Source organism: Pseudomonas fluvialis (genome assembly GCF_002835605.1).
Classification (GTDB): Bacteria; Pseudomonadota; Gammaproteobacteria; order Pseudomonadales; family Pseudomonadaceae; genus Aquipseudomonas; species Aquipseudomonas fluvialis.
On record NZ_PIYS01000012.1, the window covers coordinates 1 to 15,521 of the forward strand.

Annotated in this window: 14 protein-coding genes; 6 read left to right on the plus strand and 8 right to left on the minus strand. The window is 63.3% G+C overall.

All coding sequences use genetic code 11. The annotated features are described in order from the left end of the window. Window positions 1-773: retention module-containing protein (locus tag CW360_RS07280; RefSeq protein WP_170307369.1), on the minus strand; the 773-nt coding region annotated here is incomplete at its 3' end. A 317-nt stretch (window positions 774-1,090) separates the two neighbouring features. On the opposite strand from CW360_RS07280, the gene CW360_RS07290 reads away from it, so the two are divergent. From CW360_RS07290 to CW360_RS07300, 3 genes are all read left to right on the plus strand, one after another. Further along, the gene (locus CW360_RS07290) at window positions 1,091-2,437 is read left to right on the plus strand and encodes a TolC family outer membrane protein (RefSeq protein ID WP_101193247.1); all 1,347 of its coding nucleotides are present in this window, start codon (window positions 1,091-1,093) and stop codon (window positions 2,435-2,437) included. Between the two features lie 107 nt (window positions 2,438-2,544). Continuing rightward, window positions 2,545-4,695: a type I secretion system permease/ATPase gene (locus CW360_RS07295; protein WP_101193248.1), complete on the plus strand. Its 2,151-nt coding sequence runs from the start codon at window positions 2,545-2,547 to the stop codon at window positions 4,693-4,695. After that, window positions 4,685-6,046 carry an HlyD family type I secretion periplasmic adaptor subunit gene (locus tag CW360_RS07300; protein WP_101193249.1) on the plus strand — a complete coding sequence of 454 codons (1,362 nt, stop codon included), beginning with the start codon at window positions 4,685-4,687 and terminating at the stop codon, window positions 6,044-6,046. The genes CW360_RS07295 and CW360_RS07300 overlap by 11 nt, the downstream gene beginning before the upstream one ends. On the opposite strand, the gene CW360_RS07305 is transcribed toward CW360_RS07300, so the two are convergent. The 3 genes from CW360_RS07305 to CW360_RS07315 form a co-directional block, all read right to left on the minus strand. After that, a complete protein-coding gene (locus tag CW360_RS07305; RefSeq protein WP_101193250.1) occupies window positions 6,043-7,152 on the minus strand; it encodes an enoyl-CoA hydratase/isomerase family protein in 1,110 nt (369 codons plus the stop codon). The two genes, CW360_RS07300 and CW360_RS07305, sit on opposite strands and share 4 nt — an antisense overlap. Next, window positions 7,152-7,970 carry an enoyl-CoA hydratase gene (locus tag CW360_RS07310; RefSeq protein ID WP_101193251.1) on the minus strand — a complete coding sequence of 273 codons (819 nt, stop codon included), beginning with the start codon at window positions 7,968-7,970 and terminating at the stop codon, window positions 7,152-7,154. The genes CW360_RS07305 and CW360_RS07310 overlap by 1 nt, the downstream gene beginning before the upstream one ends. Window positions 7,971-8,053: 83 nt before the next feature. Continuing rightward, window positions 8,054-9,301, minus strand: coding sequence for an ABC transporter substrate-binding protein (locus CW360_RS07315; RefSeq protein WP_101193252.1), 1,248 nt, complete (start codon window positions 9,299-9,301; stop codon window positions 8,054-8,056). Between the two features lie 173 nt (window positions 9,302-9,474). Between CW360_RS07315 and ung the strand changes: the two genes are divergently transcribed. Then, complete coding sequence (gene ung / locus CW360_RS07320; RefSeq protein WP_101193253.1) at window positions 9,475-10,176, plus strand: uracil-DNA glycosylase; 702 nt, start codon at window positions 9,475-9,477, stop codon at window positions 10,174-10,176. On the opposite strand, the gene CW360_RS07325 is transcribed toward ung, so the two are convergent. Genes CW360_RS07325 through ygfZ form a run of 3 tightly spaced genes read right to left on the minus strand, consistent with a single transcriptional unit; the run spans window position 10,139 to window position 12,737 of the window. Beyond that, on the minus strand, window positions 10,139-10,924 hold the full coding sequence (locus CW360_RS07325) for a substrate-binding periplasmic protein (protein ID WP_101193254.1): 786 nt from the start codon (window positions 10,922-10,924) through the stop codon (window positions 10,139-10,141). The two genes, ung and CW360_RS07325, sit on opposite strands and share 38 nt — an antisense overlap. A gap of 3 nt (window positions 10,925-10,927) precedes the next feature. Then, window positions 10,928-11,764 carry an HDOD domain-containing protein gene (locus CW360_RS07330; RefSeq protein ID WP_093986310.1) on the minus strand — a complete coding sequence of 279 codons (837 nt, stop codon included), beginning with the start codon at window positions 11,762-11,764 and terminating at the stop codon, window positions 10,928-10,930. A gap of 31 nt (window positions 11,765-11,795) precedes the next feature. Further along, the gene (gene ygfZ / locus CW360_RS07335) at window positions 11,796-12,737 is read right to left on the minus strand and encodes a CAF17-like 4Fe-4S cluster assembly/insertion protein YgfZ (protein WP_101193310.1); all 942 of its coding nucleotides are present in this window, start codon (window positions 12,735-12,737) and stop codon (window positions 11,796-11,798) included. Window positions 12,738-12,879: 142 nt separating this feature from the next. Here ygfZ and CW360_RS07340 point away from each other — a divergent pair, with 142 nt between their 5' ends. Beyond that, window positions 12,880-13,134 (plus strand): FAD assembly factor SdhE, encoded by a 255-nt coding sequence (locus CW360_RS07340; protein ID WP_093986323.1) that lies wholly within the window; start codon window positions 12,880-12,882, stop codon window positions 13,132-13,134. 9 nt (window positions 13,135-13,143) lie between these two features. Then, a complete protein-coding gene (locus CW360_RS07345) occupies window positions 13,144-13,596 on the plus strand; it encodes a protein YgfX (RefSeq protein ID WP_101193255.1) in 453 nt (150 codons plus the stop codon). Here CW360_RS07345 and nadB read toward each other — a convergent pair. Beyond that, window positions 13,565-15,163 carry an L-aspartate oxidase gene (gene nadB, locus CW360_RS07350; RefSeq protein WP_101193256.1) on the minus strand — a complete coding sequence of 533 codons (1,599 nt, stop codon included), beginning with the start codon at window positions 15,161-15,163 and terminating at the stop codon, window positions 13,565-13,567. The genes CW360_RS07345 and nadB overlap by 32 nt on opposite strands. Window positions 15,164-15,521: the final 358 nt, after the last annotated feature.

The window sequence follows — 15,521 nt, forward strand, 5'->3', positions numbered from 1 at the left end:
TCGATACTGCCGTTGTCCGTGGCCTGCGCGGTATTGCCGGCGGCATCACTGACCTGCGCGACGACGCTGTAGCTACCTTCAGCCAGCGGCGTGCTGACCGCGACACTCCAGGAACCATCGGTCTGCACGGTGGCCGAGAGGTTCTGGGTAGCGCCGTTGGCATCGGTGACGGTGAGGGTGACGGTGCCACCGATTTGGTCACTGCTGCCGGTGAGGGTGGGCGTGCTGTCGTTGCTGTTGTCCGGCGCGCTGACGGTGAGGGTCGGCGCGGTGAGGTCGATACTGCCGTTGTCGGAGAGACTGGCCTGTGCGACCTGCTCTTCGCGCAGGAGTCCGGCGCTGCTGTCCAGGCCTGATGTATTGAAGCCAATCGTTGCTTCGACTTGTGCGCCGGTCTCGCTCAGCAAGATAAAGGAGTGGCCACCACCTGCGCCACCTGCGCCGCCGGCTGCGGGCCCCGCTGCAGTCGGCTCAAGTTCCAGTGTGGGGTCGAAGCCGGCGGCCAGGGCCTGCTCCAGATCGGATGGCAGGTCGTCCTCGCTGGCCAGGGCTGTTTCGCTAGTGGCGGGGGCGGCTTGCCAGAGACTGTCGCTGGCGACGTCCAGGCGTTCGCCGTTAGCCAGTTGCAGTACGGCGGTGGCGCCGCTTTCGGTCAGTAGCTGCTCGCCATTAAACAGGTGTTCACCTTCAAGGGCGGGGCGCTTGCTGCCATCGCTGGCGATGACGTAGGCGTTACCGAAAACCTGTTTGAGGGTGGCAGCAACGACGCTCATACCTTGGCTCCTGGCGCGCCGATGGGCGCGAATCATCCGTTTAGTTTAGTTGGCGCTCGGCGCAGAGGTGTATGATGCGGCAACTAATTGGCGTCAAAATAATGTCTTATTTGGTCGTTCTGACTAAAAGCGACAAGCTATTGACCCTTTGGGCGTGATCATAAACAATCCGCCCGTACAGTGTCACTTTGATATTGATCAGCTTTTTGCTGTGACGCGATTCGCATTTGCGGTCGATTTTTCGCACTTGGCGGATCGGCCACATACTCCCTGTGCTGCTTATGCGGTCAGCCCGTTCTGAAAGGAATTCAAGCATCATGCGTTTCTTCGTTCTCATGCCCCTGGCCTTTGCCGTCTCCCTGTCGGCCCAGGCGCTAACCTTGAATGAAGCCATGCAGCAGGCAATGGATAGCCATCCGCAGATCCAGGCGGGCATCAATGCGCGTTTGTCGACCGAAGAACAGATGAAGGCCGCGCAGGGAGGCTACCTGCCGCAGGTTGATCTGCTGGCCGGTTATGGTCGTGAGGGCACCGATAGTCCGGGTACGCGTGCGTCTTCGGGGCATGGTTTCAAAACCCTGACGCGGGGTGAGTCGACCCTGCGTTTGCAGCAGATGCTCTTTGATGGTTTTGCCACGCAGAGTGAAGTGGGGCGTCAGCGCGCTACCGTCAATGCGCGGGCCTATGCCTTGCTGGGTACGGCCGAGCGGGTGGGGCTTGATGTAGTGACGGTCTATCTGGATGTCCTCAAGCGTCAGGCCATGGTGCGTCTGGCTGAAGACAATCTGAACAGCCACCAGCGTATTTATGAGCAGATCAGCCTGCGCAGCCAGCGCGGGGTAGGGCGCATGGCCGATCTGGATCAGGCGGAGGCGCGTCTGGCGCAGGCACGCAACAACCTGATTACCGAGCAGACCAATCTGGCGGATGCCGAAGTCAACTATTTCAGCGTAGTGGGCCGGGTGCCCGGTGATCTGCGCCAGCCGGGTGCGCTGGACGCGCAGTTGCCCGCCAGCCTGCAGGCCGGTATCGAAGAGCTGCTGGCCAACAACCCGCTGCTACGCTCGGCCGACGCGGATGTACAGGCCACGCGTGAGCAGGAGAGTGCCGCCAAGTCGGCCTTCTATCCGCAGGTCAATGCGGAGTTGCAGCGCAACTTCGACAACAACCTGGACGGCACCAGCGGGCATAGCAACGAATGGCAGGCCATGCTGCGCATGCGCTACAACCTGTATGCCGGCGGCAGCAACCAGGCTGACCTGCGTGCCAAGGCGTATCAGGTCAATCAGGCCATGGACATCCGTAACGACGCCTTGCGCGTGTTGGGCGAGGAGCTTGGCCTGGCCTGGAATGCCCTGGATAACGCGCGCAAGCAGTTGCCGATTGCTCAGCAGTATGTGGACTACAGCACGCGGGTGCGTGACTCCTACCAGCAGCAGTTCACGCTGGGCGAGCGCAGCCTGCTTGACCTGCTGGACAGTGAGAACGAGTTGTTTGCCGCGGCGCGGCGTCTTGAGGAAGTGCGGACCCTGGAGCTGTTCAATCAGTACCGGATCAAGGCCACCACCGGCACCCTACTGCGTAGTCAGGGGGTAGTTGCGCCCCTGGCCAGCGTACCGCTGGAAGAGTCGAGTTCGCGTATCCGCCTGCCAGGGTTCAACTGAACCCAAGGGTGCGGCCAGGCTAGCTTCGGCGGCCCGGCAACGCGTAGTCTGTAGCGGCCGCCATTTGGGCGGCCGTTGTCTTTGTCGCCGCATGATCCGAGGTTTGCGTGGTAGCCGATCCTTCCTTCGCCGCACACAGCGATCCGCGCGATCGCTATGACGATCCGCTGCTCGACAGCCTGCTGTCACTGTGTGCGCTGCACCAGAAGCCGGTGAGTCGCGCGATGCTGACCGCCGGGCTGCCTTTGCCGCAGCAGCGCCTGAGCGCCGAGCTGCTGCCGCGTGCAGCGGCGCGCGCCGGCTTGCAGGGGCGTTGGTTGCGGCGCAGCTTGCAGCAGATTCCCGCGCTGGCCATGCCGGCACTGTTGTTGCTCAAGGACGGCCGCAGTGCGCTGTTGCTGGGTTTCGAAGGTGAGCAGGCGCGCATCATGCCCAGCGAAAGCGAGGGGGGCGAGGTGCTGGTGGATATCGCCCTGCTGGCCGAGGACTATGTCGGGCGCAGTTTCTTTGCCCAGCCGCGCCATCGCTTCGATATGGCGCGTGGCGAGCTGATTCCGCGGGCCAGGGCCTGGTTCCGCGATACCCTCAAGCGCTCGCGCTGGTTGTATGCCGATGCGCTGGCGGCCAGCGTGCTGATCAACCTGATTGGCCTGGCCACGCCGCTGTTTGTCATGAATGTCTACGACCGCGTGGTGCCCAACCAGGCCGAGGCTACCCTGTGGGTGCTGGCCATCGGCATTTGCGTGGCGTTCTTCTTCGATCTGCTGCTCAAGACCATGCGCGGCTTGTGCCTGGATCTGGCCGGCAAGAAGACCGACCTGATCATTTCCGCAACGCTGTTCGAGCGCATTGTTGGCATGGCCATGCGTTATCGCCCGGCGCGGGTTGGCAGCTTCGCCCAGCACATCCATGAGTTCCAGACCCTGCGTGACTTCCTGTCGTCACTGACCCTGGCAGCGCTGATCGACTTGCCCTTTACCCTGCTGATTCTTGCTGTGGTGGCCATGCTGGGCGGCCATCTGGTGTGGATTCCAATCATCGCCTTTCCTCTGGTGATCGCGATCAGCTGGGTGTTGCAGAAACCCCTGGAATCGACCATGCAGCGCAGCATGCAACTGGCCAGCGAGCGCCAGTCGAGCCTCATCGAGACGCTCGCCGGGCTGGACGCGGTGAAGGTCAACAATGCCGAGAGTGAACGGCAATACCTGTGGGAGCAGACCATCGGTACCCTCAGTCGCCTGGAGTTACGCGCGCGCATGCTGTCCGGTCTGGCCATGAACGCCACGCTGTTGATCCAGCAGCTGACCGGCGTGGCGATCATTGTCGTGGGCGTCTACCAGATCATTGCCGGGCAGCTCAGCATGGGCGGGCTGATTGCCTGCTACATGCTGAGCAACCGTGCCCTGGCTCCGCTGGGGCAGATCTGCGGGTTGATGACCCGCTACCAGCAGGCGCGGGTGACGCTGGATTCGATCAATCAGATGATGGAGCTGCCACAGGAGCGCCAGCCTGATGAACGCCCGCTGAAGCGGCAGAACCTGCAGGGGGCGGTGGAGTTTCGCCAGGTGGATTTCAGTTACCCCGATCAGCAGCAGGTCGCCCTGAAGAAGATCACCCTGCAGATTCGTCCGGGCGAGAAGGTTGGCATCATCGGGCGCAGTGGTTCGGGCAAGAGTTCGCTGGCCAAGCTGATTGTCGGCTTGTACCAGGCGGATGGCGGCAGCCTGCTGGTGGACGGTATCGATGTACGCCAGCTGGATGTCAGCGACCTGCGTTACAACATCGGCTATGTGCCCCAGGATATCCAGCTGTTCTCCGGGACCCTGCGTGACAACCTGCATTGCGGTGCCCGTTATGTAGAGGATGAGATGGTCCTGCAGGCCGCCGAGCTGGCCGGCGTGCACGAGTTTGCCCGTCTGCACCCGCAAGGCTATGAGCTGCAGGTCGGCGAGCGTGGCCAGAACCTGTCCGGCGGCCAGCGGCAGAACGTCGCTCTGGCGCGAGCCTTGTTGCTCGACCCGCCGATCCTCCTGCTCGACGAACCGACCAGCGCCATGGACAACACCGGCGAGGAGCGCCTCAAGCAGCGGTTGGCGGCGGTGATTGCCAACAAGACCTTGCTGCTGGTGACGCACCGTGCCTCGATGTTGAGCCTGGTCGACCGGCTGATTATCGTCGATCGCGGGCAGATCATTGCCGACGGCCCCAAGGCAGCGGTGATGGAAGCGTTGAAAAAGGGGCAGATCAGTGTCAGTTAATTCACTTCGCGAAGCCCTGGCCAGTTATTTCGGCAGTCGGGATGAGTTGGGCGACGAGCCGGTGCCCGAGGTGCAGAAGGCGCTTATCGAAGATGCGCCGCGGGTGTTGCGTCTGACCCTGTGGGGCATGCTGGCCTGCGTGGCGTGCTTGTTGCTGTGGGCGCATTTTGCCGTGGTGGACGAGGTGACGCGCGGCGATGGCAAGGCGATTCCTTCCTCGCGCCTGCAGAAGATCCAGAACCTCGAAGGTGGCATTGTCGCGGAGATCTTCGTGCGCGAAGGGCAGGTGGTGGAGGCCGGCGCGCCATTGCTGCGCCTGGATGACACGCGCTTTGCTTCGAATGTCGGGGAGACCGAGGCTGATCGCCTGGCCTTGCAGCTGCGCGTGGCGCGTTTGCAGGCGGAAGTGGACGAGCAGCCGCTGGCCTTGCCGGAGCAACTGCCGGAGGGGGCGCAGAGCCTGGCGGCGAGTGAGCAACAGCTGTTCGAGAGTCGCCAGCAGCAGCTACGTGACGAAGTGGCCGGTCTTGAAGAGCAACTGGCCCAGCGTCGTCAGGAGTTGCGCGAGTTCGTGGCCAAGCAGGGACAGTTCCGCAGCAGCCTGGGCCTGTTGCGCGAGGAAATCCGCATGTCCGAACCGTTGGTCGAGGCGGGGGCTATTTCGCCGGTGGAGGTGTTGCGCCTCAAGCGTGCCGAAGTCGATGCGCGTGGCCAGCTTGAAGCGACCGGCCTGGCCATTCCGCGTGCCGAAGCGGCGATCAAGGAAGTCGAGCGCAAGATCGATGAGACCCGTGCCCGCTTTCGCAGCGAGGCGCTGGGGCAGTTGAACGAAGCGCGCACCGAGCTGAGCAAGATCAAGTCCACCGGCAAGGCCCTGCAGGATCGTGTCGAGCGTACTTTGGTCACCTCGCCAGTGCGTGGTGTGGTCAAGCAGCTGCTGGTCAATACCATTGGCGGGGTGATCCAGCCGGGCAGTGACCTGGTCGAGGTGGTGCCGCTGGATGACAGCCTGCTGGTGGAAGCGCGTATCCGTCCGCAGGATATTGCCTTCCTGCATCCCGGGCAGGAAGCCGTGGTGAAGTTCACGGCCTATGACTACACCATTTATGGCGGCCTCAAGGCACAGCTGGAACAGATTGGTGCCGATACGGTCACCGATGACGAGGGCAACAGCTTCTACCTGATCAAGCTGCGCACCGAGAAGAGCCACCTGGGGACTGTTGAGCAGCCCTTGCTGATCATTCCGGGCATGGTGGCCTCGGTGGATATCATCACCGGGCAGAAGAGCATCCTCAGTTACCTGCTCAAGCCCATTCTGCGGGCGCGTGCCGAGGCCTTGCGCGAGCGCTAGGGCTGATCCTGCAGATCAGCCAGCGGATGTGCGCCGCTCCAGCAGGGCTGGAAATGGCTGGCCAGCACGCTGTCCGGCACATCCTGCAGGGTTGGCCAGCGCCAGTGGGGCTGCTGGTTCTTGTCGAGCAACCTGGCGCGCACGCCTTCGGAAAACTCGCCGAAGCGACAGCAGTTCTGACTCAGCGTGTATTCCATGCGCAGGCAGTCGGCCAGGCTCATGCCGCGTGCGCGGTGCAGTTGTTGCCAGCACAGCGCCAGGCTCAGCGGGCAGGCGCCGGCCAGGCGGGTGGCGGCTTCGCGGAGCAGGGGGTCATCACCTTCGCCTTGTGCCAGCAGGGCCGTTACGCAGCCCGCCAGGTCGGCGCTGTCGAGCAGGGCATCAATGCGTGCACGCCGTCTAAGCCATTGGCCTGTCGGGCAGTGCGCCAGGGCCTCGGCCTGTAGCTGCTCCAGTAACCCTGGCAGGGCGTTGGCCTGTTGCCAGTCGAGCGTTTGCAGGTCAGCCAGCAGTGCGTCCTGTTGGCTATCCTGCAGGAAGTAGTCGGCCAGGCCGAGGTCCAGGGCGTCGCGGGCGTTCAGCGGGCTGCCGGTCAAGGCCAGGAACAGTCCGAGGCGACCGGGCAGACGATTGAGAAACCAGCTGGCGGCCACATCGGGAAACAGGCCAATGGCGGTCTCCGGCATGCCCAGGCGGCTATCGGCGCAGACAATGCGCCGGTTGCAGCCTTGCAGCAGCCCCATGCCGCCGCCCAGTACATGGCCGTGTCCCCAGCCCAGCAGCGGTTTGCCGAAGTGGTGCAGCAAATGGTTGAGGCGATATTCCTCGGCAAAGAACTGGCGCGCCAGTTCGGGCACCTGAGCGGGGCTGGCCAGGCACTCCCGGGCCAGTTGGCGCACATCGCCGCCGGCACAAAATGCCTTGCTGCCCTGGCCGCGCAGGATCACGCCGACGATCTGCGGGTCAGCCTGCCAGACGCGTAGCTGCTGATCGAGTTGTTGCACGCTGGCGAGCGCCAGGGCATTGAGGGTGTTCGGACTGGCCAGGCTGGCGACGCCGAGCAGGCCGCCACGGCCTGTCGGCAGGCAGTCGATGTGTAGTGACATCAGCGGTTGCGCCAGCGCGGTTCACGCTTTTCCAGGAAGGCATTGACGCCTTCGCGGGTATCCTCGGCGTCGAACAGGTCGACGAAGCGCTCACGTTCGGCACTCAGCCAGCTATTTGGCGCTCGCTCGCGGGCACCCTGCAACAAGGGCTTGATGGCCCTTACCGCGACCGGGCTCTGCCGCGCCACGCGGGCGGCCAGCAGCAGGGCATGACCACGCGCCTCGCCGCGATCGACCAGCTGCTCGACCAGGCCGATCTGCAGGGCGGTTTGTGCATCGACACGCTCACCGCAAAGGATCATGCGCTTGGCCCAGCCTTCGCCGACCAGCCAGGCCAGGTGTTGCGTGCCGCCGGCACAGGGCAGCAGGCCAACTCCGGCCTCGGGTAGGGCCAGCTGAGCCTGCCGCTCGGCGATGCGCAGGTCGCAGGCCAGTGCGCACTCCAGGCCGCCGCCCATGGCATAGCCATTGATGGCGGCGATGGAGACCCCGCGAAAATCGCGGAGTGCTTCAAAGGCTTCGCCAAACAGGCGGGCCATTTCGCGGGCGCGTGCCTTGTCGCCGTCGGCGAACAGCTTTAGGTCGGCGCCGGCACTGAAGAAGGTGTTGCCCTGGCCGGTGATGACCAGGGCGTAGATGTCGTCGTCCTGGTTGAGGTGCTCGATGACCTGGCGCAAGCCGATCAGCGAGTCGCGGTCCCAGGTGTTGGCTGGCGGGTGATTGATGGTGATCAGCGCGGTGTGTTGCTGTTTTTCCACGGTGAGCTTGTGGGTCAAGTCAAAGTGGTGCGACTGATAGGGTTCGATTGCAGTGGTCATGGCAGCCTCGCAGTTCAGTCGAAGGACAGGCACGCAGCCGGTTATTCAAATAACCCGAGCGGGCCTGCCCTGGCAAGCCAGGCTTACTGGAGTTGCCGTGGCTGCCCCGCAGATTGGCGTTCCGCCTGCCACTGCTCAAGGGTCGGCAGGGTCTCGCTGGCGGAAAGACGCTCAACGATCTCGAAATAGTCCTGCTTGAGTGGATCCTTGAGTACTTCGCTGCGTTCCTTGACGCGCACGGCGTACATGCTCTGGGCATTCTGGTGGTCGAAGGCGCGCCACTCCTGCTGGTCCTTGAGCAGCTGGTAGCGATGTCCCTCCAGGGCCTTGATCACTGCTTCGCTGTCCAGACTGCGGGCGCGCTCTACGGCATCCCGCCACTGCCAGACGATGCTGTAGGCGGAAGCCGCAGAGCTCGAGGGATAGACCTGGTAGCGCTCACTGAACGTGCTGACGAAGGCCTGGCCGCGTGCGGAGTTTTCCAGTGCGGGCACGCGCCAGGTCCAGGGTTCGGTACCCAGCACGCCCTGCATTAGCGTGGGGCCTGCCTGTTCGACGATGCTTTGGGTGAGGTTGGGGGCAACAATCTGCATGCGCTTGTTCAGGCCAAGCTCACCGACGATGCGCATGGCGCGTACCAGGTCTTCACCGAACAGCACCAGAACCAGTACCTGGGCGTCGCTGGCGGCGGCCTGCTTGAGGGCGGCCTGGTGGTCGCTGATCCGTGCGCCGGGGAACGGCACCTTGAGCCCCGGGTGGCGCTGGTCGTCCTGGGTCGCGGTGGCCTGGCGCAGTGAGCTTTCACTGGTATGGCCCCAGGTGTAGTCGGCGGTGATGTAGAAGAACTGTTTGCCGGCCTGAGTCTTGCTCAGGTGCTTGCCGAGCACGGCGGCGCTCATCCAGGCGTTGTTGCATTCGCGGAACAGGTAGCGATGGCCGTCCTTGCCGGTGGTGTCGTTGGAGTAGGTGAGGGTGCCGAAGTACAGCAGGCCGCGCTCGCGCGCGCGCTTGCCGGCGGCGATGGCAACGGCGCTGGAAGCCCCGCCGAAGAGCATGGCAGCACCTTCATCGGCCAGCTTGTCGACATTGCGTACGGCTTTTTCCGGACGCGAGGCGCTGTCCTTGCTGACCAGGCGCAGCGGCCTGCCCAACACGCCGCCCTGGGCATTGACTTCATCGATGGCCAGCAGCGCGCCGCGCATCTGTGCCAGGCCTTCTTCTTTGTAGGGACCACTGCGTGGAAAGTTCAGGCCGAGGGTTACCGGTTCGGCGGCCTGCAGGGGAAGGCTGGCAGCGGCCCACAGGGCCAGTGTGGCAGTCAGTTTTTTCACGCGTTTGATCCTTGTCCTTGGCTGGGCTAAACAGTATGACTGTGAATCCCTTCAGGATATGTGGGCATTACCCATTGGTCGTAGGCGGCGAACTGTCGCAGTGTGCGCATGGCTTGACTTGCCCGGCCATGCTGCTTAGCGTCGCGCACTTTGTCTGGCAAGTGAGGTAGGTGATGAGCGAAGCGCAAGCCGTCAAGCTGGAGGCCGGCTGGAAAGCGGCGCTTGCTGACCAGTTCGAGCAGCCCTACATGCAGGCGCTGGGGCGTTTTCTGCGCGAGGAAAAGGCGGCGGGCAAGGTGATCTATCCGCCCGGTTCGCTGATTTTCAATGCGCTGAACAGTACGCCACTGGCCAAGGTCAAGGTGGTGATCATTGGTCAGGACCCTTATCACGGTCCGGGGCAGGCTCATGGTCTGTGTTTCTCGGTATTGCCAGGGGTGCCGGTGCCGCCGTCACTGCAGAACATCTTCAAGGAGCTGCAGCGTGACCTGAATATTGAGCCGCCAGGACATGGCTGCCTGCAGGCGTGGGCGGAGCAGGGGGTGTTGCTGCTCAACACCAGCCTGACCGTGGAGCAGGGCAAGGCCGGTTCGCATGCCGACAAGGGCTGGCAGACGTTCACCGACCGGGTGATCGAGGTGGTCAATGCCCGTGAAGGCCACCTGGTGTTCATGCTGTGGGGCGCGCACGCACAGAGCAAGCAGCGGCTGATCGATACGACGCGCCACCTGGTGCTCAAGTCGGCGCACCCCTCGCCGCTGTCGGCCTATCGCGGTTTCCTCGGCAATGGGCATTTCCGGCGCGCCAACCAGTACCTGCAACAGTGCGGTCTGCTACCTATCGACTGGCGTCTGCCGGTGCTTGCAGCGGACTGAGCAAAACCGCCAGACGGCCACTCTCGCCTAGCTGCTGCAGTCCCCGGTTGAGGCTGTCGCGCCAGTGCTGGGCCTGCGGATCCTGGCGATTGAACAGCACGAACAGGCCATCTTCGCGCAGTGGCCTGGGGGCAAGGCGCACCGTAGTCTGCTGTTCGCGCGGCAGTTTTCCCAGCAGATGGCGGGCTACGGCTTCTTCCATGGGCATGGCATCCAGTCGGCCTGCGATCAGCATGCGCAGGCCCTGGGTTTCATCCGGCAGGCGCAAGACCTGTAGCTGACCTTGTCGCTCAAGACGCTGGAACGCGTGGCTATAGTCATAGGCCACGACACCGGCCAGGCGTGCGTGCTGCAGGTCGGCAAGCGTTTGCCAGTGCAGATTGGCCTGGCGTCGCTCCACTAGTAGAACACGGTTGTGCATGAGCACATCGCTGAACAGGAAGTCACGTTCGCGGTCGCTGGTGCGTGACCAGAGCACGCTGCCCTGTACCCGCCCCTGACGGGCCTGGTGCAAGGCGCGAGCCCAGGGATAAAAGTGCCAGTCGACCTGCAGGCCCTGGCTGGCAAAGGCTTCGTCGATGATCTGCCGCAAGGGGCCGCCCGCGGGAAGCTGGCGGTCGATGAAGGGTGGCCAGTCGCCCGCGCTGAGGGTTATCCGGGGCTGGTCGGCGAACAGCGTGCCTGAGCCCAGTAACAGAAGCAGGGCGAGCCAGACGCAATGCCAGGGTGCTGCGTCTGCTCGCCACATGGCTTATTGCAGCATGCCCATGGCCGCTTCCATGGCGGCGGAGAGGTCTTCGTCGTCCTGCATGTTGGCGGTCGGATCGAGGCCCAGCTTGGCAAAGGCGGGGATCTGGCTCCAGTCCAGCTGGGTGTAAGGGTGCTGGCTGCCCAGATAGCTCTGCAGGGTGGCGACCTGGACGATATCCACGTAGTCGACCTTGGCCGAGTTGCGCTGGAAATCCAGGTACTGGCTAGGAATGCAGGCGATCTGCTCGGGGAAATCCCAGGCGCGCAGGATGCGGTCGCCGATGATCGGATGAATCTTCTCGATCACATGGTTGAGGCTGATCGAGTCGGCCAGCAGCTCGCTGTGTTCCTCGGCGTAGGTCAGGATGGGCAGTACGCCGATCATGTGCACCAGGCCGGCGAGGGTGGCCTGGTCAGGCGCCAGGCGTGTGTAGTGTTTGCACAACACATGGCAGATGCCGGCGATTTCCGTGCTCTTGTTCCACACTTCGCGCATCTTGCGATCCACCACGTCGGAGGTGGCCTGGAACATCTGTTCCATGGCCAGGCCGGTGGCCAGGTTGCAGGTGTAGTTCATGCCCAGGCGGCTGATGGCGGCCTGCAGGTCGGTGATTTCCTTGCTGGTGCGCAACAGCGGGCTGTTGACCACCTTGATGATCCGGGCGGTGAGGGCGGCATCGTTGCCAATTACCTTGCTCAGCGCCGGGATGCTGATATTCGGATCGTCGACGGCCTCGCGGACCTTGAGGGCGACTTCCGGCAGGGTCGGCAGGACCAGTTCGTCGTTGTCGATGGCCTGGATCAGTTCGGCCTGGACTTTCTCGGCAAGCTTGCTCATGAGCTCTCTCGTTGACGGCAATCGGGGGAGTTTAGCGTTGGATTTCGCGGTCGGCATCCACCACGTAGGGTAGGTCCAGCATGTGCAGGTCCGGCCCGTCGGGGCTGCCCAGATGCAGGCGGCCATCCTTGACGGCATCTTCCTGCACCACGGCCAGCAGTTCCGTGTCGCCGTCGACACTGGCTGCCAACACCACCTCGCCGACACTGCTGCCATGCACGGGGGAGAACAGTTCACAGGCCACTGCCGGCAGTGGGGCATCACGCAGCGCCAGACGGTACATGCGGCGCTTGAGTTTGCCGAGGTACTGCATGCGCGCGACGATTTCCTGGCCGGTATAGCAGCCTTTCTTGAAGCTGACGCCATCCACGGCCGGCAGGTTGATCATCTGCGGAATGAACAGCTCGCGGCTGGCGGCAAATACCTGGCCGATACCGGCGCGTATCTGCAGCAACAGCCAGGCTTGCAGCGGACCTTCGCCGAGCTGTTCGCCCAGCGTGGCCAGCACGGCGTGCTGTTCGCCGGCGGGCAGCCAGAGTTCGCAGCGCGTGCTGTCCAGGCGAATGGCCAGGCGCTCACCTTGACGCGCTACAGTGCCGGGCTGCTCGCCCGGCAGCAGGCCCAGCTGTTCCAGTAGCGCCTCACCCTGATGCAGGCCGATGCGTACCCAGGCCTGGCTTTCATCACTCAGGCGCGATTTGCTGAATACCGCATATTTCTGCAGATCGGCCAGTTGGCCGGCCAGCAGTTGCTGATCCATGGCGAGCAGGAACCCGTCGCTCTGGCTGACGATGCGAAAGCTCGACTGCATGCGCCCCTTGACGTTGCAGCGGGCGCCCAGGCTGCTATGGCTGTCGCTGAGGTAATTGATGTTGCAGGTCAGCTGACCTTGCAGGAACTTGCCGGCATCGCTGCCGCGTACAGCCAGCAGGCCTTCATGAGTAAGCAGGGTGAAGAAGGGGGAGAGAGACATGCGTGTTTCGCCCGTGGAAAACCAGATGCCCATCATAGAGGCCGGGGTGCCCCTTGTCAGCGTGGTGTGTCGGCATAAAAAGCGCTGCCGGCTGGCGCCGCTCAGCCTCTATAATGCCGCGGTATTTTCAGGAGCTCCCATGATGGTCGACGATATCGAACTCAATCGCCTGTTCTGGCATAGCCGGCGCGGCATGCTGGAACTGGATGTGCTGCTGGTGCCTTTTGTGCGCGAAGTGTATGCACACCTGGATGCCGAGGATCAGGCACGCTATCGCAAGTTGCTGGCCTGCGAGGATCAGGACATGTTCGGCTGGTTCATGCAGCGTGAGGAGCCGGAAGACCCGGACCTGCGACGCATGGTCAAGATGATCCTGGATCGCGTGCAGCCCAAGTAGCGCGCCCGCATGAGCGCGGCAATCGAGCCGTTCGAGTGCCACTGGCAGGCTTCGCCGCGGCTCCTGTGGCTGTATGCGCTGGCGCTGCTGGCCGCGCTGCTGGCCCTGGCCTGCTCGCCGTTGCCACTATGGCTGCAGGTACTGGGCGTATGTTCGCTGATCGGGCATGCCTTCTGGGTAGTGCCACGCCGCTTGTCGTTGAGTCACGCCAGTGCATTCAGCGGCCTGCGCCATGATCGCCAGGGCTGGCAGTTGTTCAGTCGCCGGCAGGGCTGGCAGGCCGTGCAGTTATGTCCGCAAAGCGTGGTGCTGCCCTGGCTGGTTCTGTTGCAGGTAAGGGTGCCGGGTCGGTTGGGCTATCGCCACGTGCTGATCGCCGATGACAGCCTGGAGCGCCAGCAACACCGGCGCTTAAGGGTGCGACTGCGCTTCAGCCGTAATAGGTTCCGGGCTGCAGGATAGTGTCCTCGGCGCGTTGCAGCTGGCCTGGATAATCCAGGGTGTAGTGCAGGCCGCGGCTTTCCTTGCGGCGCAGTGCCGACTCGATCATCAGTTCGGCGACCAGTGCCAGGTTGCGCAGCTCGATCAGATCGCGACTGACCCGGTAGTTGCTGTAGAACTCGTCAATTTCGCTTTGCAGCAGACGCACCCGGTGCTGCGCACGCTGCAGGCGCTTGTTGGTGCGTACGATGCCGACGTAGTCCCACATGAAGCGCCGTAGCTCGTCCCAGTTATGCGCGATGATCACGTCCTCGTCGGAGTCGGTGACCTGGCTGGCATCCCAGGCCGGCAGGTTGCTGGGCATGGCGATCTGTTCCAGCTGGGCAAGAATGTCAGCCGCCGCCGAACGGGCATAGACAAAGCATTCCAGCAGCGAGTTGCTGGCCAGGCGGTTGGCGCCGTGCAGGCCGGTGAAGCTGGTTTCGCCGATGGCGTAAAGCCCGGGCATGTCGGTGCGGCCATGCTGATCGGTCAGTACGCCGCCACAGGTATAGTGCGCAGCGGGAACTACCGGGATGGGCTGGCGGGTAATGTCGATGCCAAAGCCCAGGCAGCGTTCGTAGACGGTTGGGAAGTGGCTTTTGATGAACTCTGCCGGCTTGTGGCTGATGTCCAGGTAGACGCAGTCGATACCCAGCCGCTTCATCTCGTGGTCGATGGCGCGCGCCACAATGTCGCGCGGGGCCAGTTCGCCGCGCTCGTCGAAGCGCGGCATGAAACGTTCGCCATTGGGCAGCTTGAGTAGGCCGCCTTCGCCGCGCACGGCCTCGGTGATCAGGAAGTTCTTGGCTTGCGGATGGTACAGGCAGGTTGGATGGAACTGGTTGAACTCCAGGTTGCCGACGCGGCAGCCGGCACGCCAGGCCATGGCGATGCCATCGCCGCAGGCACCGTCGGAGTTGCTGGTATACAGGTAGACCTTGGCGGCGCCGCCTGTGGCCAGGACTACGAAGCGTGCGGCAAAGGTGTCGACTTCGCCACTATTGCGGTTCAGTACGTAGGCGCCCAGGCAGCGCTTGCCGCTTTCGCCCAGGCGGCGCCGACCGATCAGGTCGACCGCCACATGCTGTTCCAGCAGTTCGATATTGGTGTGTTGCCGGGCGCGCTCCAGCAAGGTGTTGAAGATCGCTGCGCCGGTGGCGTCTGCCGCGTGGATGATACGCCGGTGGCTATGGCCACCTTCGCGGGTCAGGTGGAACAGTTCACTGCCGTCTTCGCGGGTAAAGGGTACGCCCTGGTCGATCAGCCACTGGATCGCTTCGCGGCTGTTTTCTACGGTGAAGCGAACGGCCTCCTCCCGACACAGGCCGCCGCCCGCCACCAGCGTGTCCTCGACGTGCGACTGGGTGGTGTCACTCTCGTCGAGTACAGCCGCTACGCCGCCCTGCGCCCAGTAGGTCGAGCCGTTGGCCAGTTCGCCCTTGCTGAGTACGGCGATGCGCAGCGATTCGGGCAGGTTAAGTGCCAGGCTGAGGCCCGCTGCACCGCTGCCGATGACCAAGACGTCGTATTGATGGTGTTGGCTCATGTTCGAACTTCCGCGAAAAAGCGACGGCTAGTATATAGACAGGCTGGTCGGCACAATAGCAGACCCACGCCATCAGACTTGGCGCCTGGCTGTGACGGGTTGGCGCAGGGTGGTCAAGCCTTGTGCAGGTCCTTATGCCATGGGGTGACTAGCGGGAACTTTTTTAGTCTTTTCTGTTCCCAGGCTTGGATTCATGAATTCATGTCGACAGCGTCTGTCGACCATCAGGGCAGCCGTCCGGCTGTCGGGCGGGTAGTAGAGGGCGTTGATTTCAGGCGCGCCGCTGCTGTTCGCGAAGGGGAGAACTTTTGCGCAAGCTCCGAGTCTATCTTGGCAGGCCGGTTGATAGCCGCCCATG